The sequence below is a fragment of the Tenacibaculum dicentrarchi genome (assembly GCF_964036635.1).
Taxonomy (GTDB): Bacteria; Bacteroidota; Bacteroidia; order Flavobacteriales; family Flavobacteriaceae; genus Polaribacter; species Polaribacter dicentrarchi.
Genome location: NZ_OZ038524.1, coordinates 1,350,001 through 1,372,879 on the forward strand (window position 1 = coordinate 1,350,001; position 22,879 = coordinate 1,372,879).

Consider the following 22,879-nt stretch of genomic DNA (forward strand, 5'->3'; position numbering starts at 1 on the left):
AACTGTATTAACGGGGTTATCGGGGTTTTATATGTTGTATGTTTTAGATGGATGGGATCGGTATTTCGATTATCAGTATTGGTGGATTCATGCGATGACACTTGTTTGGATTTTATTTACACTTGTTCTATATGTTTTAGAGCCGTTTATTTTACATAAATTGTTTAAAAAATACGCAGAAGAAAAACCTAGTAAAACATTTTCTTTTATCCATAAAGTGCATTGGTTTTTATTAATATTAAGCTTGATAACCACCGCGGGAGCTGTTGCGGGAAGTCATGGTTGGTTTTTTATCAAATAAAATAATAGATTTAACGCATAAAAAAACACCAATAAATATAATTCATTGGTGTTTTTTAGCATTTATAAAATATTCTAAAGCTATTTTTCTATTTTACAGCATCGTAGTTATCGTCCCAATTTTTAGGTTTTGGATCGCCTAACTTTCCTACCGATTTCGCTACTAAAGTTGCTACCGTAGCATCTCCTGTTACGTTTATAACGGTTCTACACATATCTAAAGGTCTATCAACAGCAAAAATTAATGCCAATCCGATAGCTAATTTATCGGCTGGAAAACCTACCGATTCTAATACAATTACCAACATTACCATTCCTGCGCCTGGCACTGCGGCAGAACCGATTGATGCTAATAAAGCAGTTAAAATAATGGTTAATTGATCGGCAAATGATAAATCGAAACTTAATGCTTGAGCTATAAATACCGCTGCAACTGCTTGATATAAACTTGTTCCGTCCATGTTAATGGTTGCACCTACTGGCAATACAAAACTTGATACTTCTTTGTCGACACCAACATGTTCTTCAACGCGCTCCATAGTTACGGGTAATGTTGCCGCACTTGAACTTGTTGAAAATGCTAATAACTGCGCAGGGCTAATTTGTTTTAAAAACCAAATTGGATTTTTCTTGGTGAATACACTTATTAAAGTCATGTAAAAAGCCACCATTAACACTAATCCGCCGATTACTGTAAAAGCATATTTTAATAAAGCGAATAATAAATCAGGATCTTTTGATGACACAACTACTGTTGCTAATAATGCAAATACAGCATAAGGTGCCGACAACATAATTAAATCGACCATTTTTAAAACGGCTTCATTTAAAGAATCAAAAAAGTTTTTTAATGGTTTTGCACGTTCTTCGCCTATTAACAACATTGATATTCCTAAGAAAATAGTAAAGAAAATTACTTGTAACATCGATTTGTTGCTTCCCATTGCTTTTATAGCATTGTCAGGAACCATATCGACCAAAAACTGTAATGGTCCGCTTGATTTTTGCTTGCTTGCTTCGGCTATTTTAGCTTGTACTCCGCCACTATTTGCGTAAGTTTCTGTTAATCGTGTAATGGTTTGTTCGGATATTCCTTCGCCTGGTTTTACAATATTTACCAAGGCAAGTCCGATGGTAATGGCAATAACTGTTGTACCTATATATATAACCATGGTACGCAAGCCGATATTTTTAAATTTAGAAATATCTTTTAAGTCTGATATTCCTTTTACCAAAGAGGCAATGATTAATGGTACGGCAATTAATTTTAATAATTTCACAAAAATAGTTCCTATTGGTTTTATCCAACTTCCTACAAAAGAAGCTCCTCCTTCTGTAAATGTCATTCCTATTCCGAATAAAATACCCAAAAGCATTCCTATTAAAATTTGCCAGTGTAACGCTAATTTTTTCATTTAATTGATTTAATTTATATAAGGGCTGTAAGGTAAAATAAATAATTAAAAAAATGTGACGTTTAATTCGTAACTTGTGTCTTAAATAATAGAACTATTACTAATCTTATTAAATCAAAAAAAAATGGCAGGAATTTTAGACTTATTAAACAGTGATTTAGGAAAATCAATTATTTCAGGTGTAGCAGGATCTACCGGGCAAGACACAGGGAAAACAGGTAATGTTTTAACAATGGCTTTACCAGTTTTAATGAAAGCAATGCAACGTAATGCAGCAACACCAGAAGGAGCCCAAGGCTTAATGGGTGCTTTAAATAAACATGATGGTGGTATTTTAGATAATTTAGGTGGTTTGTTTGATGGTGGTGTTAATGCTGATGTTTTACAAGATGGTGGTAATATTTTAAATCATGTTTTAGGAAGTAAACAACAAGGTGTTGAACAAGTTATAGGTCAGAAAACAGGAATGGATTCAGGTGCTATTGCTAGTATTTTAAAAACTGCTGCTCCTTTATTAATGGGGGTTTTAGGAAAACAATCTCGCCAAAATAATATTGGTAGCTCAAATGATTTGGGTAATATGTTAGGTGGTTTACTTGGTGGTAATTCAGCTGCTAAAGAGCAAAACTTTTTAGAACAAATTTTAGATGCCGATGGTGATGGTAGCGTTGTTGATGATATTGCTGGTATGATTTTAGGAGGCGACAACTCTCAAAGTGCTAACGGAGGAATACTTGGCGGATTATTAGGCGGTATTTTTGGTAAAAAATAAGTTTTAAATTTTATAATATCAAAAAGGGTAAACATTTGTTTGCCCTTTTTCTTTTAATTACTTTTGCCACCATGGAAAAATTAAGACAACGTTGGGGATTAAAAACAAATTGGGATGTAATTGCGGTATTAATCGTATTTTCTATTAACGGTTCATTTGCTTCTTGGGTTGCAAAACCGATTACTGCTTTTATAGGGATTTCTTCGGAAACAACATCTCCTTGGATTTATTGGCCGATACGTATTTTACTTATTTTCCCTATTTATCAATCAACATTGCCTTTAGTGGGGTGGTTGTTTGGACAGTTTAAATTCTTTTGGGCTTTTGAAAAAAAGTTTTTAGGGCGTTTAGGATTGGGGTTTCTTTTTAAAGATAAAAACTAATATTGATAAACGATAAATTAGTTTACTGAAAAATATAGTTAAAACTAAAAAATCACGTAAAAACTTCTAACAGAGTTATACGTGATTTTTTTAGTTTTAAATAATACTAAAATCATCAATTTAGCACAAAAGCCTAGCCCCGATTGACGCTTTGTTTGAGCTCTTTTTTTGATTTTTCTTCAAAAAAAAGCGAGTGCGGAAAGCGGGAGATTGCTTCAAATAAATACAAAAAAACTAAACATTTACTATTTTATAAATAGGAATTGGTAAAGCTACTCCTTCGGATAAAAATCGTTTATGCACGGCTTCTTTTAAAGCACATTTATTTTTAAACTCTTTAAAAGGCTCGTTTAACCAAACATAAGCACGCAAATGAATATGATCGGTGTGTATGTCAATTACCCGAACATCTACCTGTGGTTCATTAGCCATAACCTGTTCAGGAGTTCTAAAATCTATTACGGTTGGTAATTTAACGGCTTCTTCTTGAATGATTTTTCGAGCCAAATCAATATTTGCTTTTATTCCTACTTTAAAATTATTAAAACTAAGAATATGCGAATCTTCAATGGTATGATTTAACACAGAATCGGTGCTTATTACTGAGTTTGGGATGATTAATCGCTTGTTTTCAAAGTTATTAATTACCGTATGTCGAAGTGTAATATCTTCAACAATACCAACTCTTTCTTGGTCTAACTTAATATAATCGCCTACTCGAAATGGGCGAAAAAGCACAATAAATGCACCTGCTATTAAATTAGATAACGCCGCCTGTGCCGCAAAACCAATAATAGCGGCTAAAATACCCGCACCCGAAAAAATTAATGTAGCCTTACTACGAAAAGCAGGAACGGTAGTTATAATGTAAGCAATACCAAAAACACCGATAAAAAACTTTACAGAATTTCGGAAAAATAAAATACTAGTTGCTCCATAAGGAGCAATTTTTCTTCTTTTAATAATTTGAACAATAATATAACGTATTATTCTTGATAGCAACCAACAAATAAATACAATAGTTGCTATATAACCTGAAACTCCTAAAAAGGAGTTTAGGTTAAAACGATATGTTAATAATTCATTCATTTATTTATTCTGTTTTTTCATTTAAAATAATGCCGTTTGAGTGTCATCATCTTCTGTATTCTTTTTCTTTTTTTGAAGAAGAGCACGTTCTAAAGCTTTCTTAGCTTTATCTTCTTTTGTTTTTTCAAATTCTTTAGGGATTACCTCAACGTTTAATGGTAAAATTTCTGTTTCTAAAACAGGTTTTTCTTCATTTTCATCGCTTTTTGGTTCAGGTATCCATTCTTCGTAAGGCAACGATTCTAACAGATTAACCGTACGAATTTTATCGGTTGTTAGTTGGTTTCCTTGGGCTTTTATTCCTTTTATAGCGATAAATTCTTCAAAATTAACTTCAATATTTTCTAGGCTACGTTTTGAAAAAACAACCTCAGCCATAGGATGATAATCGGTAGAAATAATCTCTAACTTTGATTTTTCATGTTCAGAAATAAACAGTTCTTCTTTATCTGGTGTTTCTATTAAAAAACGCTTTACGTAATAACGTTCTTTTTCGGCATCAAAATAAATAGCAGAAATAGGTTTTTTAGGTTCCCATTTTTCTAAAATAATCATATCGCTTTCAAAACGCATTGACAAACTTGGTGAAACTGCTTTAATTTTACCTGATTGTGTGGCTATTAAAATTTTATCTTCTGCTCTAAATTCGCCTAACAACTCGCCTCTATCATCAACATTTAAACGCTGAACAGTATCATCAAACCATATTTTTCGAGGTTTTAAGGTAGAAACTCCAGCCGATTTAAAATCTATTTTTCTAATACTATATTTTGTTATTTGGTTTCCTCGGATAGCACGTCCTTTAACTGCCAATTCAGCAAAATCAACATCCCATTTTAACTTTGTAATACCAGCCACTGGTCGTAAATTAACAGTAACAACTTCTGCTTCGCCATTAGGATTTACACTAAAATACAACAATTTTGAACCTTTTGCCCCTGTGGTTAAATCGTATTCTTTATCGCGAGTTACACTTATTACGTTAAAACGCTTCATGTAATTTGCACCTCTCGAACCGTCTCTATACATCATATTATACACCGTACGCTTGTCTCTTTTCTTAAAAACAGCGATGTGAATTATATCTTTACCAACAAAGGTTTTAGAAGCTACTTTAGTAACCATCATAGTCCCATTTCCTTTAAAGATAATAATATCATCGATATCAGCGCAATCGTCAACGTATTCATCTTTTTTAAGCGATGTTCCTACAAAACCTTCCTCTCTATTTACATATAGCTTGGTGTTTCGCATTACTACTTTTGTAGCGACAATATCATCAAAAATTTTGATTTCCGTTTTTCGCTCACGTCCTTTACCGTACTTCGTTTTTAAACTTTTAAAATAATTAATCGCATAAGTGATTAAATTATCTAAATGATTTTTTACTATCGCTATTTTATCTTCTAAAGATTCAATATATTGCTTGGCTTTATCAATATCAAATTTTGAAATTTTCTTAATTCTGATTTCTGTTAAACGGGTAATATCATCGGTGGTTAACGCCCTTTTTAAATGCTGAATATGAGGTTTTAATCCTGCATCAATAGCTTTAATTACACCTTGCCAAGTTTCTTGATTTTCAATATCACGATAAATTCTGTTTTCAATAAAAATACGCTCTAAAGAGGCAAAATGCCATTGTTCTTCAAGTTCATGTAATTGAATTCCTAACTCGCTTTTTAACAATTTTACCGTTAAATCGGTAGAATGTTTTAGTATTTGAGAAACCCCTACAAAAACAGGTTTATTATTCTCAATAGTACAGGCTAATGGCGATATCGAGTTTTCGCAATTGGTAAAAGCGTATAAAGCATCAATGGTTTTATCTGGAGATATCCCTGTTGGCAAATGCACCAATATTTCAACATCTGCTGCTGTATTATCTTCAATTTTACGAATTTTAATTTTCCCTTTTTCATTGGCTTTTAAAATACTATCAATTAAAGATGTTGTGGTTGTTCCGAAAGGAATTTCGGTAATAACCAATGTTTTTTTATCTAGCTGCGTAATATTTGCACGTACTCGTACTTTCCCTCCTCTTTTACCATCGTTATAATTAGTAAAATCGGCAACTCCACCTGTTAAAAAATCAGGATAAATAGTAAAACTTCTTCCTCTTAAATATTTAATAGATGCTGCTATTAATTCATTAAAGTTATGCGGTAATATTTTGGTTGATAATCCTACGGCAATTCCCTCTGCTCCTTGGGCTAATAATAACGGGAATTTTACAGGTAAATCAATCGGTTCTTTTCTTCTACCATCATAAGATTGTTTCCACTGGGTTGTTTTAGGGTTAAAAACCACTTCTAATGCAAATTTTGACAAACGAGCTTCAATATATCTTGCTGCTGCTGCCCTATCGCCTGTTAGAATATTCCCCCAGTTTCCTTGCATATCGATTAGCAAGTCTTTCTGCCCAACTTGCACCATAGCATCGGCAATTGAAGCATCTCCATGCGGGTGATATTGCATGGTATGCCCAACAATATTCGCTACTTTATTGTAGCGTCCGTCGTCTAAATCTTTCATAGAATGCATTATTCTACGCTGTACTGGTTTTAAGCCATCTTCTAAAGAAGGAACGGCTCTTTCTAAAATTACATACGAAGCGTAATCTAAAAACCATTCTTTATACATTCCTGTTACCTTGGTAATGGTTTCTGTATTATCTATTTCTTCGGATGTTTCTTCGGGCATTTCTAAATCTGATGAATTATCTATCGGATTATTCACCTCTTCTTCGTGTTCGTTTATTTCTTCACTCATCTAAAAAACGTTTATTCGTTTAAGAGTTATTTATTTGTTTTTGTTACAACTTTTACTATTATTTTGGGCTGTTATTTTTTCATCTCAAAATAATCTTCTAAAAAATACTAAAAAAATTTAGTACTTTTAAGGAACTTCATTTTCAGACTGCTTATTCGGTATTTGTAAAGAAACAATAATCATTATCCCTATAAACACACCCAAAAAAGCACCTGAATTATCTTTATTAAATAAATTATCCCAATTAATTTGGAACAACCAAAAAACTAAAAAGGCTACAAAAAATAGCGTAATTATATTTTTTATTTTCTTAGGACTCATCTTCCTCCTCTTCAATGGCATCTACTTCTACTTTTAAGTTTTCAATGATGAATTTTTGTCTGTTTGGCGTATTTTTTCCCATATAGAATTCCAACATACTTTCTATAGACATTTCTTTGTCTAACATGATAGGATCTAATCGGATATTATCACCAATAAAATGCACAAATTCATCGGGTGAAATCTCCCCCAATCCTTTAAATCGAGTAATTTCTGGCTTACCTCTTAATTTTTTAATTGCCGCTTTTTTTTCTTCTTCGGAATAACAATAATGTGTATCTTTTTTATTTCGAACTCTAAATAATGGCGTTTCTAAAATATACAAATGTCCTTCTTTGATAACTTCTGGAAAAAATTGCAAGAAAAATGTTATCAACAATAAACGAATATGCATTCCATCAACATCGGCATCCGTAGCAATTACAATATTATTATAACGCAAATCTTCTAAACCGTCTTCTATATTTAAAGCTGCTTGTAATAGATTGAATTCTTCGTTTTCATACACAATCTTCTTACTTAATCCGTACGAATTTAAAGGCTTTCCCTTCAAACTAAAAACTGCCTGTGTATTTACATTTCTAGATTTTGTTATAGAACCCGATGCAGAATCTCCCTCGGTAATAAATAAGGTAGACTCTAAATAAGCTTCCTTTTGAGTATCGCCTAAATGAACTCTACAATCTCGTAATTTCTTATTGTGTAAATTAGATTTTTTAGCTCTGTCTTTAGCTAACTTTCTAATTCCTGAAAGTTCTTTACGTTCTTTTTCTGCTTGTATAATTTTACGTTGCAGTTTATCGGCTATTTCAGTGTTTTTATGTAAGAAATTATCGAGTTTTGTTTTTATAAAATCGTTAATATAGGTTCTTACCGTTGGCAAATCATCACCCATTTCTGTTGAACCTAACTTTGTTTTGGTTTGACTCTCAAAAACAGGTTCCATTACTTTTATAGCAATGGCAGATATGATTGATTTTCGAATATCGGAAGCATCAAAAGATTTCCCATAAAACTCACGAATTGTTTTTACAATCGCCTCTCTAAAAGCTGCTTGATGCGTTCCTCCTTGCGTGGTATGTTGCCCATTTACAAACGAATGATATTCTTCAGAATATTGGGTTTTACTATGGGTAATGGCAATTTCAATATCATCGCCTTTTAAATGAATTATAGGATACAACATATCTTCTTGATTGTTGTTTTCTTCTAATAAATCTTTTAAACCATTTTTTGATAAAAACTTTTCACCATTAAAAACAATGGTTAACCCTACATTTAAGTACACATAATTTTTAAGCATCTTAGAAACATATTCATTTCTATACTTATAATTTTTAAAAATTAGTTCATCGGGGATAAAAGACACTTTTGTTCCTTTTCTTCGAGAAGTTTTTTCTAAAAATTCTTGATTGATTAAAGTACCTTGTTCAAATTCGGCTGCTGCTGATTTTCCGTCTCTTGATGATTCTACTCTAAAAAATGATGAAAGCGCATTTACCGCTTTTGTACCTACTCCGTTTAGCCCTACGGATTTTTTAAATGCTTTTGAATCGTACTTTCCTCCCGTGTTCATTTTAGAAACCACATCGACTACTTTTCCTAAAGGAATCCCTCGACCATAATCTCTAACAATTACTTTATTTCCTTGGATAGAAATTTCTATAGTTCTACCAGCTCCCATTACATATTCATCAATAGAGTTATCTAACACCTCTTTGACTAAAATATAAATTCCATCATCGGCAGATGAACCATCTCCTAGTTTACCAATATACATTCCTGGACGCATTCGGATATGTTCTTTCCAATCGAGCGAGCGGATGTTGTCTTCAGTATATTTTGTTTCTTTAGTCATAAAATTTGATAATTGATCTCTTTGCGAAATTAACAAATCCTAATCAAAAATAAAGCAGTATATTCATTTAATTATGAAAATAATATTATTTGTTTTTTAACGTCTTTCCCTTGCTACTACAGCGTTTTTAAACTAATTTAATCGATTTTACCACCCTAAAAAACCCCTTAAATAAAAAAAATAAATAAGCATAAAAAAGTGGGCTAATTATGATTTATTTAACGCTAAATTTTTAAACTCACTTTTACCTCATTTTTTCATTTTTATTACTTGAATTTCTAGAAACACTCCAAAAGTAAAAATCACTTCCAATAAAATTATTTTTTAATTTACAACCTTCTTTTTTATCATAAGCTGATTTTTATCATTTAATTAACAGTTTTTTCTTTAAATATTTGTTTAAAATATACTTAACGAAAAAAATATGAGAAAAACAAATTTAACAAAAAGCTTATTAACTTTAAATCAGCAAAGTATCGATTAAACAAAAAAGATTTAGCATTATAAATCAAAAAGAAAAAAACAGAAAATAATAAAAGTCTAAAAAAACAACACTTGAATTTTAAACGAAACATATTACCAGAGAAAAAATCTAAATGGCGGCAAATTGCTATTATTTTAATAGGAATTGTTACAGGTTTAGGTTTTTTTATGGCAAAAGAAGCTTCGTTAGTTTCTTATATGTCAGATGATCCTTTGGCTTGTGTAAATTGTCATGTGATGACTCCAATGTATAATAGTTGGATGCACAGCTCACACAGAGAACAAGCCTCATGTAATGATTGTCATGTACCGCACGACAATGTTTTTAATAAATACTTCTTTAAAGCAAAAGATGGTTTGTTTCATGCAACCATTTTTACCGCACGAGCAGAACCGGAGGTTATGTTTATGAGAGAAGCATCACAAGAAGTAGTACAAAACAACTGTATTCGTTGTCATATTCAGCAGGTTACTCAAACAAAATATGATGGTTGGTTAGACGATCATAGAGAAAGTAGAACCGAACGAAAATGCTGGTCATGTCATCAAGAATTACCTCACGGTACCGTGCATGGTATTTCAACCATTAAAAACAATATTGCGCCAATTCCTACAGATCAGGTTGAAGCCGTAATACCTGAATGGTTAAATACTAAAATTGAACAAAAAAAATAACAAAACAAAAACTAACAAAATGAAAAACAAAATATTATTTATTGTTACTGTAGTGGTCGTTTTTCTATTAGGATTACTTGCCTCTAGTATTGTAAATAGAAAAAATGAAGCTAAGTACAAATATGTGCCGCAGGTAAATATCCAAAAGAATGAACCTCGAAATAGTGAGTGGGGGAAAAATTTCCCACAAGAGTATCAATCATTCTTACAAACCGAAAATAGTGATTTTCAATCATATCAAGGAGGAAATAAAATGCGTGATATGCTAGAAGAAGACACTCGCTTAACTGTTTTATGGGCGGGTTACGGTTTTTCTAAAGATTACAGCCAAGGACGTGGGCATCAAAATGCGATTAAAGACATTCAAAATACCTTAAGAACTGGCGGACCTAAAGGAAAAGGTGACGGACCAATGCCTGCTACTTGCTGGACTTGTAAAAGCCCCGATGTACCAAGATTAATGAATGAAATTGGTATTGCCGAATTTTACAAAGGAAAATGGGCTGACAAAGGAGAGGAAATTGTAAACCCTATTGGTTGTGCCGATTGTCATGATGAAAAAACCATGAAATTAACCATTACCCGCCCTGCTTTAATAGAAGCTTTTCAAGCAATGGGTAAAGATATTAATAAAGCAACACACCAAGAAATGCGCTCGCTAGTATGTGCACAATGTCATGTGGAGTATTATTTTGATAAGAAAAAAGAAGGCGTTGAAGGTGTTCCTTATTTAACATTTCCTTGGAAAAACGGAATGTCGGTTGAAGCTATGGAAAAATATTATGACGATATTAACTTTAAAGATTGGACACACAAATTAAGTAGAGCGCCAATGTTAAAAGCACAACATCCTGGTTATGAAACGTATTTAACAGGTGTACATGCCGATAGAGGGGTTTCTTGTGCCGATTGTCATATGCCATATAAAAGTGAAGGTGGACAGAAATTTACCGATCATCAATTGCAATCACCTATGAACAATGTAGCAAATTCATGTCAGGTTTGTCATCGTGAAGAAGCTCATAAATTAAAAGCAAATGTATATGAACGTCAGCAAAAATCTACCCAAAGCAGATTAAAATTAGAAGATGCTTTAGTACGCATGCACGTAGAGGCTAAAAAAGCCTGGGACTTAGGCGCTACCGAAACTCAGATGAAACCTATTTTAATGGATATTCGTCATGCACAATGGCGTTGGGATTATGCTGCAGCATCACATGGAGCTTCTTTTCATTCACCTGTTGAAATTGGACGAGTTATTAGTGGTGGTTTAGATAAAGCTATTGAAGGTCGTGTAAAATTGGCACGTGTATTAGCAGATTTAGGACACAACAAACCTGTTGAAATGCCTGATATTTCTTCTAAAGAAAAAGCGCAAAAATACATTGGTTTAGACATGGAGAAATTACACAAAGAAAAAGCCGAATTCAAGAAAAACTTATTACCAAAATGGTTAGAAGCTGCTAAAGAACGTGAGTCAAAATACGATACTCAAGGAGTTTCAAAAAAAGACAAAAAAGAAGTTTCGATGAACTAAAACCTATTTAAATAAAATAGATTCATTAAAAAATGAAGCTAATTTTAAAAGCAGAAATTTTACTTTTAAAATGGCTTCATTTTTATACCTAATATACACATGCAAAAAATATATAAATTCTTTTCATCATCTTCGTTAGCACTATTACTCCTGTTAATATTTGCAGTATCGATGGCGGCAGCAACTTTTATTGAAAATGACTATGGTACCGCAATAGCTTGGGCTAGTATCTATGATGCTTGGTGGTTTGAAATGGTAATGCTAGGGCTAGCAATTAGTTTTGTTTTTAATATCAAAAAATATAATTTATTTACTAAAAAAAAATGGGCAATTTTGTTATTTCATATCGCCTTTATTATAATTGTGTTAGGTGCAGCTGTTACTAGGTATGTTTCTTATGGAGGAATTATGCGCATAAGAGAAGGCGCTACAAGCAACGTTATAATTGCAGATACAAAATTATTAATAGCCACAATTACCGATGGAACTCAAAGTAAAACTATTCAGCAAAAAATAAATATCAGCCCGCTTAAAAATAATGACTTCACACTAAAAACAACGTTTAATAACAAACCTGTTTCTATTAATTTTAATCAATATGTTGCTGATGCTACTCCTACTGTTATTACCGATAGTATTAACGGAGAACCTTTGTTAAAAATGGTGGTTACCGCTGGTAAAGGTAGAAATACCATCTATTTGAAAAAAGGAGAAATAGAACGTATTGGCGATCATCAACATGAAATAGGCTTTGAATCTGATAAAAAAGGAATTATCAATATTATTGAAGAAAATGGACGTTTTAAAATGCTAACACCTCATACTATTGACTTTTTTATAATGGCAAGTCAGCAGGCAGGTAAAATTAAAAAAGATAGTCTTCAAAATATAACCTTGCGTACCCTTTATAGAGCTGGCGATTTTTCTTTTGTTCCGATGAGCTATCATCCCAAGGGCGCTTTTAAATTGATTAGCAATGTATCCGAAGAAACGGTAAACGATAAAACGCTAGATGATGCTTTAATTGTAAATGCAACAATTGATACCGAGCAGCAGGAAATCAATTTATTATATAGAGAAGGATTTTTACCGATAAAACATCAGACCGATTTTAAAAATGATATAAAACTAATTATTTCGTACGGAGCAGGCGCTATTAAATTACCCTTTAGCCTTAAATTAAATGACTTTCAATTAGATAGATACCCTGGCTCATCAAGCCCTTCTGCTTACGCAAGTGAAGTGACTGTTTTTGACAAAAAAGAAGAATTTTCTTATCGAATTTTTATGAATAATGTATTAGATTATAAAGGATATCGCTTTTTTCAAGCAAGTTATGATACCGATGAAAAAGGAACAGTTTTATCGGTAAACCATGATGTTTTAGGAACTTGGCTAACCTATATCGGTTATACCTTAATGGGTATTGGAATGCTTTTTACTTTTTTCGGAAAAGGTTCTCGTTTTAGAGAGGTTCATAAAAAATTAAAAAGATTGTCTAAAAATACCATAGCTATTATGGCATTTTTAAGTATTTCTAGTGCTTTTTCACAAACAGGAACACAAGCTACATCAGCAGAAATTAAAACCGATAGCATTCCTTCATTTTCAATAAGTCAGCTTGTGGATTCTCAGCAAATAGATATCTATCAGGCTGATCAGTTTGGGCGTTTATTAGTGCAAGATTTAGACGGTAGAATAAAGCCTTTAAACACCTTGGCTTCAGAATGTATTCGAAAAATAACCAAAAAGACTTCTTTTAGTTATCCGAAGAAAAAAAATAATGAAACCATACGTTTAAGTGTTAATCAAATATTTTTAGGAATGCACATGAGCCCACAGTTATGGCAACGAATTCCTATTATAAAAGCCGATTTTGAAAAAACAGGCACACTGTTAAACACTGTTAAAGTTGGCGATAACAACTTACTATCTTTCGTTAGTTTGCTAGATAAACAAGGAAATTACCTATTGTCAAAAGCGGTAGAAGAAGCGAATAAAAAGAAACCATCGGCAAGAAATGAACTAGATAAAGAGGTTTTAAATATTGATGAACGTTTTAATATTTTATACAACGTTTTTTCAGGAAATTATTTAAAAATATTCCCTAAAAAAGACGACGATAGCAATACTTGGTACAGCTATATTCACGATTTTAAAGATTTTAATGAAGAGGATCGAAATTTCGCAAAGCATATTTTACCAGGATATTTTAATGATATTTACAAAAATAAATATGAAGAAGCTTATAAAAAATTATCTTATATAAAAAAATATCAAGAAATTTTAGGAGCTAGTGTAAATCCATCAGAAAAACAAATTGAAGCCGAATTATGGTATAATAAAGCGAAAGTTAATTTTTGGTTGTTTATTATCTATTTTAGTTTAGGAACACTATTATTAGTTTTAGCGGTTGTTAAAATGTTTCATAAAAACAACCTGATAAACTTCCTTTGGAATTTCCTTGTAATTATTATACTAATTTCTTTTTTATGCTTTAGCGCAAATATTTTATTACGTTGGTTTATATCGGGGCATGCTCCTTGGAGTAACGGATATGAAATGTTAATTTTTGTCGCCTGGAGTTTGCTATTAAGTGGTTTAGCTAGTTTTAGAAAATCTGATTTTGCCTTGCCTTTAGCAACCTTATTTACAGGAGCTTTATTATTTGTAAGTTATTTAGATTGGCTAAATCCTGAAATTACCAACCTAATGCCTGTATTAAAATCGTATTGGTTAAAAATTCACGTAGCAACTATTGTTAGTAGTTATGCACCTTTAGCCTTATCGGCAGTACTTGGTTTTATGGCGTTGGTTTTAATGCTTTTTAAAACAGACAAGAACAAACATATTATCGATATAAAAATAAAAGAACTTACCTATATTAATGAACTTTCAATGACTATCGGGCTTTTTGTGCTGGCAATTGGTACTTTTTTAGGAGGTGTTTGGGCAAACGAAAGTTGGGGTCGTTACTGGGCTTGGGATCCTAAAGAAACATGGGCTTTAATTAGTATTATTGTCTATGCAATTGTTTTACACCTACGTTTTGTTCCTAAATTGAATACTAAATATGTGCTAAACCTAGCAAGTATGTTTGCTTTTTGGGCTATTATGATGACCTCTTTTGGGGTTAATTATTATCTTTCAGGATTGCATAGTTATGCAGCTGGAGATGCTATTCCAATTCCAACATTTGTATATGTGTTATTGGCGATAATGGTTATTATTAGTTTGTTAGTAGTTTACAAGCAAAAATATCTTAAAAAATAAGTAGTATTTTCAAGTCTGTTAAGGTTCTTTTTGTCAATTCGAGTGAATTTTAATGACTAAAAGAAATTAAAATTAGTATCGAGAATTTGAATTAATCTTGAAGATAAAAAAGTTCTCGATATTATTTTTTAAAAGAAAAAATCACTCGAACTGACAGGCTCTTTAACTTTTAAAAAGTTATAAAAAAAAACAAAAAACCCCGCTGTTAATTAACAGCGGGGTTTTTTAAAAATATATAACTTATAAATTATCTTCTACTATAATTTGGAGATTCTTTGGTAATTGCAACATCATGCGGATGACTTTCGTTAATTCCGCTTGCGGTAATACGTACAAATTTACCTGTTTCTTTCAGTGTTTCAATATCTTTAGAACCACAATATCCCATACCAGCACGTAAACCACCAACAAATTGATGAATACTTTCTTCTAGTTGTCCTTTATAAGGAACACGCCCTACAATACCTTCTGGCACTAATTTTTTAATATCGTCTTCAACATCTTGAAAATAACGATCTTTTGAACCTTGCTTCATTGCTTCCACAGATCCCATTCCACGATACGATTTGAATTTTCTTCCTTCGTAAATAATCGTTTCTCCTGGCGATTCTTTTGTTCCTGCTAACAATGACCCTAACATTACACAATCGGCACCTGCGGCAATTGCCTTAGGGATATCACCTGTATAACGAATTCCACCATCGGCAATTACAGGAACTCCACTTCCTTTAATAGCAGAGGCAACTTCTAAAACTGCCGAAAACTGAGGAGAACCTACACCTGCAACCACACGAGTTGTACATATTGAACCAGGACCAATTCCTACTTTTACAGCATCCGCTCCTGCTTCCACTAAATACTTAGCAGCTTCTGGCGTAGCGATATTTCCTACAATAACATCTAATTCAGGAAATTTTGCTTTTACATTTTTTAAAACAGCAACCACTCCTTTGGTATGTCCGTGAGCGGTATCAATAATTACAGCATCAACACCTGCTTTCACTAAAGCTTCGGCTCTTTGAACAGCATCTGCCGTTACACCTAATGCAGCTGCAACACGTAAACGCCCAAAAGTATCTTTGTTTGCAATTGGTTTTTGAGTAACCTTAGTAATATCTCTAAAAGTAATTAATCCTGATAATTTATAATTTTCATCAACAATTAATAATTTTTCGATTTTCTTTTCTTGTAAGATGCTTTCTGCCGCTTTTAATGAAGTTCCTACCGATGCAGTTACTAAATTATCTTTAGTCATTACCTCTACAATTGAACGTTCATTATCATGCTCGAAACGCAAATCTCTATTGGTTACAATTCCTTTTAAAACACCAATTTGGTCAATAATAGGAATTCCGCCAATACTATGTTCTTTCATTAACATTTTAGCATCTAAAACGCTCGCTGTTAATGGCAAGGTTACCGGGTCAATAATCATCCCTGATTCTGCACGTTTTACCTTGCGAACCTCTTGAGCTTGTTGCTCAATAGTCATGTTTTTATGTAACACACCAATCCCTCCTTCACGAGCCATAGCGATTGCCATTGCCGATTCGGTAACGGTATCCATAGCTGCGGAAACTATAGGTACGTTAATGGTTATATTCTTAGTAAATTTTGTTTGAATTGAAACTTCTCTTGGAAGTACTTCTGAGTAAGCAGGTACTAATAAAACGTCGTCGTACGTTAAACCTTCTCCTACAAATTTTGATTGATGAGCTTGCATGTGCAATTAATTTAGTGTGTTGTTAATTAATTGCGTGCAAATATACTATATATAATACAAATTAAACCTTAATTTAAGGTTAATATACACACATATTTGAATAATTAACCAAATAACAGATAGTTTAAAAATAAATGACATTAAACTAAAACAAATTAAAAACCTTAGCAAATAACCAGAAAATTAACATTAAAATAATAAAAACATTACATAAAATCTAAAAACACCAATCAATTTAAAATTAATCTTAATAAAATTTGTTAATAAAAAAAACTCGATTACATTTGCATTATTATACTTAATAAATCTAAATAAGCAACTTAAAATAAATTTAAAATGAAAAAAGTACTAGGATTATCATTATTACTTGCAACCTCTTTTGTGTTCAAATCATGTTCTGATGACGACACTCCTACTCAAAAAGCAACAAAACAATCATTTATAGAAAACTATGCAGCTATAGCATCGGCAAACTACGAAGATTCATATACTACTGCTTTAAAAATGCAAACTGCAATTAACGCATTTTTAGCAAACCCTAGTGATGAAACTCATAAAGCAGCTAAAAAATCTTGGTTATATGCTAGAAATTTTTACGGACAAACAGAAGCTTTTCGTGAAGCTAACGGACCTATTGATAATGAAAAATTATTAGGAACCGAAGGACAAATTAACGCATGGCCATTAGATGAAGCATATATTGATTATGTATCTGGAGATAGAGGACAAAAAGTAGTAGGAGGTTTAATTGCTGATGCTTCTTTTGCTTTAACAGAAAAAAACATTATCGATAAAAACGAAGATGGTAAAGATGATAACATCTCTACTGGATGGCATGCTATTGAATTTTTATTATGGGGGCAAGATTTAAACTATAACACTACTACTCATAAACAAGATAATTTTAAAAATGCAGGTGTAAGAAGTTTTACTGATTATACTACTGAAGCTTCTGCTAAAAGAAGAGGTACATATTTGAAAATTGTTACTGATTTATTAGTAAACGATTTAAAAGATTTAAATAGTACTTGGGCTGTTGGAGGAACTTACAGAACTGCATTTGCTGCTTTAAAAGAAGAAACTGCTTTAACAAATGTTTTAAACGGTATTGGTTTTATTGCTAATGGAGAAGTTGCTTTAGAAAGACTTGACCCGGCAATTGATGAAGGTCAAGAAAACGAACATTCTTGTTTTTCTGATAATACCAACCAAGATATGTGGGCAAATACTCACGGAATTAACAATATAGTTGTTGGTTCATATACAAGAGCTGATGGCTCTAAAGTTTCAGGAACTTCATTAATCGCATTAACCGAAAATGTAAACAAAGATGTTGCTGCTTCTTTAGATAGTAAAGCAAAAGCAACTTTAGCTAAATTAGATGCTCTTTTAGCTTTAGACAAGCCTTTTGATGAAATTATTTCAAAAGAAGAACTTGGTTCTAACGGAACTGCTGGTCAATTATCTAGTGCTTTAAAAGCAGAAGGTAAAGCTATTGCTGAAGCGGCTAAAACTTTAGACGTTACTATTAGTATTAACTAATAATACTTTTATTTAATAATAATACTTTGCTGAAACTAGATTCATTCTAGTTTCAGTATTTTTGTTTAAAATACCATAATGAAAAAATACATTTTTTTTATTCTTTTTGCTACTATTTTATCATCTTGTACAAAAGAGGATGTTTATAAAAACATTGAACCTACAGCAACCTACGAAACTGGTGAAGAATTTTTAGTTTCAGAATTATCAATACAAGCTTTTACTGCCGATAAAGCCTTTGGAAGAGCTATTCCAATATTATCAGACTTAGAATTATCATTTTTTGGTGTTGGAAATGCTATGTTCGATCAAGCGTGGGTGTCTGCTCCTGCTACTACAACGTCAAGAGATGGTTTAGGACCAATCTTTAACGCAAGAGCTTGTAGTTCTTGTCATTTAAGAGACGGAAGAGGAAAACCTCTTTTAAAGACAGGTGCTACATCAGAAGGTTTTTTAATTCGATTAGGTATCGGAAATTCAGAAACAACAGGGCCTATTGGTCATCATACATATGGAGGTCAGCTTCAAGACGATTCTAATTTAGGAGTCAAAAAAGAAGCCGACATTCAAGTTAATTTTACTTTTATTGATGGTGTTTATGCCGATGGAACTAAGTATCAATTACGAAAGCCTACCTATAGTTTTTTTAATGAAAATTATGGAAGTTTAGCGGGTGTAGAAACATCGCCAAGAGTTGGGCAACAAATGATTGGGCTTGGTTTTATTGATGCACTTTCAGAAGCAAGTCTTTTAGAAAATTCCGATCCTAATGATGCCGACAATGATGGGATTTCTGGTAGAGCAAATTATGTTTGGAATGTTAAAGAAAATAAATTAACAATTGGTAAATTTGGATGGAAATCTAACCAACCAACTTTAGACCAACAAATTGCAGGTGCTTTTAATGGTGATATGGGCTTAACTACGTCTATTTTTCCTGTTGAAAATTGCCCTGACGGAATTGATTGCTCAAAATTAAGCAATGGAAATAATGTCGGTGAAAATGTAGAGGTACCAAATAAACAATTTAGTAGAATTTCTTTATACATGGCAGCACTTTCTGTTCCTAAAAGAAGAAATTTTAAAGAAAAAAATGTGTTACAAGGAAAAAAGCATTTTAACGATTTAAAATGTATTTCTTGTCATGTTGATAACTTTACGACAGGTAAAAACACTGTTTTACCACAAATAGACAATATCAAAATAAAACCTTTTTCAGACTTCTTATTACATGATATGGGCGATGATTTAGCCGATAACAGAGGTGATTTCTTAGCTAATGGAAACGAATGGAGAACACAACCTTTATGGGGATTAGGGCTTATTGAAACCGTAAACAAGCATACTTTTTTATTACATGATGGTAGGGCTCGTAACATTGAAGAAGCTATTTTATGGCACGGTGGTGAAGCAAACACATCAAAAGAAGACTTTAAAAAATTATCTAAAGAAAAAAGAGACCAATTATTAGCCTATTTAAACTCTTTATAGTAGTAAATTATAAAAAATCATGAAAAAAATTATATTTGGAATCTTTGGAATCCTATTAATAAGCTTTGTTTTTAGTTGTAAAAATCAAGGGGAAGAACCTATAGTAATGGATAACGTTTTTTTTGAAACTTATTATTCAGATAATATTTTACCCAGTTTAACAAACTTCAAACAAGCCTTAAAAACACAGCAAACCAATATTGCTAATTTTAAAGCTAGTAAAAGTGATGCCGATTATAAAAAATTAGCAGCACAATGGTTGGTTTCAGCAAAAGCCTATTCAAAAACAGAAGTTTATAATTTTGGACTGATCAAAAACAATTATTATAGTTTAAGTATTTATAACTACCCTATAAACACTGCATTAATTGAAAAAAATATTACTGATAAATCTATTTACAATCAAGGATATTTTTCAAAACAAAGTACCACTAAAAAAGGGCTTGGCACATTAGAATACCTTCTTTTTGGAAAGCAAAATTCAATAGAAGCTAAAACCCTTTTATTAAATGATTCTTTCAGAATGTCTTATTTAGAAGCTATTAATGACGAACTTATTAGACTTTCTCAAGTTATTATTGACACCTGGGAAGAAGATTATAAAAACAATTTTGCAAATGCAAATGGTAGTACCTGCTCTGAAAATGCGAAATGTTTGAGTATTAATCAAATTATAAACGTGTTAGATATGGCAAAGGTTACCAAGGTTGGAAAACCAGCTGGTTTTGAAAAATCTAGCAATAGTGTTCCTACAGGTTTACAGGCTTATAGAAGTAAAAACTCATTACTATTAATACAAGCGATGTTAGCAGAGGTTAAAGATGTTTATTTTAACAGAAAAACTAACTATGCAAGCATGGTAAATGCTATTGATAATTCTAAGAAAATTTCAGATGAAATATCTAAAAAATTTGATGCTGTTGATAAAGAAATTACCGCTTTAAACACACCTCTTTTTGATGCCATTAATACCGATGCTAAAACGGTAAAACCACTTTATAACGCCTTAAAAGAACTAAGTATTTTATTTGCTGTAGATGTAACAAGTCTTTTATCTGTTACCGTAGTTCCTACCGATAACGATGGTGACTAAGCTAAGATTAGCTCAACATTTAAAACAACAAAAGCCCGATTACTTATCGGGCTTTTTTTAGGAACTTTTAGTACTGTTAAAAAGTAATTAGAATATCTTTTTAATGTTTTTAAAGTTAAATCCGTAGCTTACATATAGAGCAATCTGATTGTTTTTTGTAGAAAAATCTACCTGATTTGTAGTAACAGATTTTTTACTATTTTTAACACTTCCTGTTAAAAAAGAATCATTATCCGACAGGTAATATTTAGCGCCAAAAGTGATGGTGTTTTCATTTTTAAAATACTTGGTTACCGATATTTCAGGGATAACATACACATTCCCCGATTTTACAGAAGAGTTGCTCGCTGTTATTTTATCCGAAGCATCGCCTTTTTCTTCTTGTAAATTCGTGTTTTTTACATAAGAAATTGAAGAGCCCAACCCGAGCGTTACGTCTAGGTCTTTTTTTATCTGAAAGCTATACCCCGCTCCTAATAAAGCCGTGTGCATAAAATAATTCGTATGCACTGTAAATTCTCTTTCATTGCTAAGCCCATCTATCGTTAAATTAGCATATGAGCCAATATAACCTAGCTTAATTTGAGCATTGAACGGTGTTTTATAAAGCGCCGTTAATGACAAAGAATTGTTAATTTGACTTCCTAAACTACCAAAATTACTATGTGTAAACGGCATAGTAGTTTTATGCAATGTTGCAGCTATAAAACCTACTTCATATCCTATGTCGGCATATAAACCTTGATGCGATGCTTTTTCTTGTGCATTTATTGATATACAAGCAAGAAATAAATGAATTATTAAAACTACTTTTAGTTTCATATTACTGTTTTTCAATATTAATTAACGTTGAGTTATCTGACACACTACATCCGTTTGATTTAACCCAAAAACCTTCAAATGTAGTCTTATCTTTCGATAAAATAAGTTCATAGGTGTTTTCAGTACAATAACGACCACAACCAGCTTTAGGATTGTCTATTTCTGTTTTATCGATGGTTTCAACAGTTAGCTTATCACCTTCAAATTTCATATCTAACTTAAAAATAGCAAAGTATTGCTGATCTGGTATTCCTGAAATTTTTAATGAACCTTCAATTAATTCACTTACTAGTTCATGCTTTGTAATAGTTAAAGTATAGCGATACTTTGGCGAACAACAATTTGAACACTCTAATGTACCGTCCCAAACACCAACAAGGTTTTGTTTAGCTTCTTCTTCTTTAACCTCCTCTTTAGGAATACTTACCGTTTGGTTATATACTATATCTATTGATTTAGTACATGCCGCAAACAACAAGCATAAAATTATTATATATCCTATTTTTTTCATTTTATTTAAAAATTTAATTATTAAATGATAAACGTTAAAACTATTTGCTTTTACGCTAAAACCACCCAAACATTAAAAAGTAATTAGAATATCTTTTTAATGTTTTTAAAGTTAAATCCGTAGCTTACATATAGAGCAATCTGATTGTTTTTTGTAGAAAAATCTACCTGATTTGTAGTAACAGATTTTTTACTGTTTTTAACACTTCCTGTTAAAAAAGAATCATTATCCGACAGGTAATATTTAGCGCCAAAAGTGATGGTGTTTTCATTTTTAAAATACTTGGTTACCGATATTTCAGGGATAACATACACATTCCCCGATTTTACAGAAGAGTTGCTCGCTGTTATTTTATCCGAAGCATCGCCTTTTTCTTCTTGTAAATTCGTGTTTTTTACAAAAGAAATTGAAGAGCCCAACCCGAGGGTTACGTCTAGGTCTTTTTTTATCTGAAAGCTATACCCCGCTCCTAATAAAGCCGTGTGCATAAAATAATTCGTATGCACTGTAAATTCTCTTTCATTGCTAAGCCCATCTATCGTTAAATTAGCATATGAGCCAATATAACCTAGCTTAATTTGAGCATTAAACGGTGTTTTATAAAGCGCCGTTAACGACAAAGAATTGTTAATTTGACTTCCTAAACTACCAAAATTACTATGTGTAAACGGCATAGTAGTTTTATGCAATGTTGCAGCTATAAAACCTACTTCATATCCTATGTCGGCATATAAACCTTGGTGGGACGCTTTTTCTTGTGCATTTATTGATATACAAGCAAGAAATAAATGAATTATTAAAACTACTTTTAGTTTCATA

The 22,879-nt window shown here is 32.0% G+C and carries 18 protein-coding genes (1 of these 18 cut by a window edge); 9 read left to right on the forward strand and 9 right to left on the reverse strand.

Annotated elements, in window-relative coordinates:
- Positions 1–301: the 3' portion of a hypothetical protein gene (locus tag ABNT14_RS05920; protein WP_101901705.1), read on the forward strand. The gene continues 179 nt to the left of window position 1, outside the view; only the last 301 of its 480 coding nucleotides appear in the window; the start codon falls outside the window, past its left edge; it ends in the stop codon at positions 299–301.
- An 88-nt stretch (positions 302–389) separates the two neighbouring features.
- Here the strand turns inward: ABNT14_RS05920 and ABNT14_RS05925 are convergent, their stop codons facing one another.
- Positions 390–1,715, reverse strand: a complete 1,326-nt coding sequence (locus ABNT14_RS05925; RefSeq protein WP_101901703.1) for a dicarboxylate/amino acid:cation symporter — start codon at positions 1,713–1,715, stop codon at positions 390–392.
- A 124-nt stretch (positions 1,716–1,839) separates the two neighbouring features.
- Between ABNT14_RS05925 and ABNT14_RS05930 the strand changes: the two genes are divergently transcribed.
- Positions 1,840–2,487, forward strand: a complete 648-nt coding sequence (locus ABNT14_RS05930) for a DUF937 domain-containing protein (RefSeq protein WP_058885087.1) — start codon at positions 1,840–1,842, stop codon at positions 2,485–2,487.
- Between the two features lie 71 nt (positions 2,488–2,558).
- Entirely contained in the window at positions 2,559–2,870 is a 312-nt protein-coding gene (locus tag ABNT14_RS05935) for a DUF6787 family protein (RefSeq protein ID WP_058885088.1), read from the forward strand.
- Between the two features lie 234 nt (positions 2,871–3,104).
- Here the strand turns inward: ABNT14_RS05935 and ABNT14_RS05940 are convergent, their stop codons facing one another.
- The 4 genes from ABNT14_RS05940 to ABNT14_RS05955 all read right to left on the reverse strand — a co-directional run bounded on the left by ABNT14_RS05940 (position 3,105) and on the right by ABNT14_RS05955 (position 8,910).
- Positions 3,105–3,959: a mechanosensitive ion channel family protein gene (locus ABNT14_RS05940; RefSeq protein WP_101901701.1), complete on the reverse strand. Its 855-nt coding sequence runs from the start codon at positions 3,957–3,959 to the stop codon at positions 3,105–3,107.
- Positions 3,960–3,980: 21 nt separating this feature from the next.
- Entirely contained in the window at positions 3,981–6,731 is a 2,751-nt protein-coding gene (locus ABNT14_RS05945) for a DNA gyrase/topoisomerase IV subunit A (protein ID WP_101901699.1), read from the reverse strand.
- Between the two features lie 126 nt (positions 6,732–6,857).
- Positions 6,858–7,052 (reverse strand): hypothetical protein, encoded by a 195-nt coding sequence (locus tag ABNT14_RS05950; protein WP_101901698.1) that lies wholly within the window; start codon positions 7,050–7,052, stop codon positions 6,858–6,860.
- On the reverse strand, positions 7,042–8,910 hold the full coding sequence (locus tag ABNT14_RS05955; protein WP_101901696.1) for a toprim domain-containing protein: 1,869 nt from the start codon (positions 8,908–8,910) through the stop codon (positions 7,042–7,044). The genes ABNT14_RS05950 and ABNT14_RS05955 overlap by 11 nt, the downstream gene beginning before the upstream one ends.
- A 555-nt stretch (positions 8,911–9,465) precedes the next feature.
- On the opposite strand from ABNT14_RS05955, the gene nrfH reads away from it, so the two are divergent.
- The 3 genes from nrfH to ccsA all read left to right on the forward strand — a co-directional run bounded on the left by nrfH (position 9,466) and on the right by ccsA (position 14,878).
- Positions 9,466–10,068, forward strand: a complete 603-nt coding sequence (gene nrfH / locus ABNT14_RS05960; protein WP_101901694.1) for a cytochrome c nitrite reductase small subunit — start codon at positions 9,466–9,468, stop codon at positions 10,066–10,068.
- Positions 10,069–10,087: 19 nt separating this feature from the next.
- Positions 10,088–11,605, forward strand: a complete 1,518-nt coding sequence (nrfA, locus tag ABNT14_RS05965; protein WP_101901727.1) for an ammonia-forming cytochrome c nitrite reductase — start codon at positions 10,088–10,090, stop codon at positions 11,603–11,605.
- Between the two features lie 99 nt (positions 11,606–11,704).
- A complete protein-coding gene (ccsA, locus tag ABNT14_RS05970) occupies positions 11,705–14,878 on the forward strand; it encodes a cytochrome c biogenesis protein (protein WP_101901692.1) in 3,174 nt (1,057 codons plus the stop codon).
- 247 nt (positions 14,879–15,125) lie between these two features.
- On the opposite strand, the gene guaB is transcribed toward ccsA, so the two are convergent.
- Positions 15,126–16,601, reverse strand: a complete 1,476-nt coding sequence (guaB, locus tag ABNT14_RS05975) for an IMP dehydrogenase (RefSeq protein WP_101901725.1) — start codon at positions 16,599–16,601, stop codon at positions 15,126–15,128.
- Between the two features lie 336 nt (positions 16,602–16,937).
- Here guaB and ABNT14_RS05980 point away from each other — a divergent pair, with 336 nt between their 5' ends.
- The 3 genes from ABNT14_RS05980 (at position 16,938) to ABNT14_RS05990 (ending at position 20,727) form a co-directional block, all read left to right on the forward strand.
- Positions 16,938–18,143, forward strand: coding sequence for an imelysin family protein (locus tag ABNT14_RS05980; RefSeq protein WP_101901690.1), 1,206 nt, complete (start codon positions 16,938–16,940; stop codon positions 18,141–18,143).
- 78 nt (positions 18,144–18,221) lie between these two features.
- Positions 18,222–19,634 carry a di-heme oxidoredictase family protein gene (locus tag ABNT14_RS05985; RefSeq protein WP_101901688.1) on the forward strand — a complete coding sequence of 471 codons (1,413 nt, stop codon included), beginning with the start codon at positions 18,222–18,224 and terminating at the stop codon, positions 19,632–19,634.
- Positions 19,635–19,653: 19 nt separating this feature from the next.
- Positions 19,654–20,727 carry an imelysin family protein gene (locus tag ABNT14_RS05990; RefSeq protein WP_101901686.1) on the forward strand — a complete coding sequence of 358 codons (1,074 nt, stop codon included), beginning with the start codon at positions 19,654–19,656 and terminating at the stop codon, positions 20,725–20,727.
- An 87-nt stretch (positions 20,728–20,814) separates the two neighbouring features.
- Here ABNT14_RS05990 and ABNT14_RS05995 read toward each other — a convergent pair whose 3' ends face one another.
- The 3 genes from ABNT14_RS05995 to ABNT14_RS06005 all read right to left on the reverse strand — a co-directional run bounded on the left by ABNT14_RS05995 (position 20,815) and on the right by ABNT14_RS06005 (position 22,878).
- Positions 20,815–21,549, reverse strand: coding sequence for a hypothetical protein (locus tag ABNT14_RS05995; RefSeq protein WP_101901684.1), 735 nt, complete (start codon positions 21,547–21,549; stop codon positions 20,815–20,817).
- 1 nt (position 21,550) lies between these two features.
- Positions 21,551–22,060 (reverse strand): hypothetical protein, encoded by a 510-nt coding sequence (locus ABNT14_RS06000; RefSeq protein WP_348719402.1) that lies wholly within the window; start codon positions 22,058–22,060, stop codon positions 21,551–21,553.
- An 83-nt stretch (positions 22,061–22,143) separates the two neighbouring features.
- Positions 22,144–22,878 carry a hypothetical protein gene (locus ABNT14_RS06005; RefSeq protein ID WP_101907760.1) on the reverse strand — a complete coding sequence of 245 codons (735 nt, stop codon included), beginning with the start codon at positions 22,876–22,878 and terminating at the stop codon, positions 22,144–22,146.
- Position 22,879: the final 1 nt, after the last annotated feature.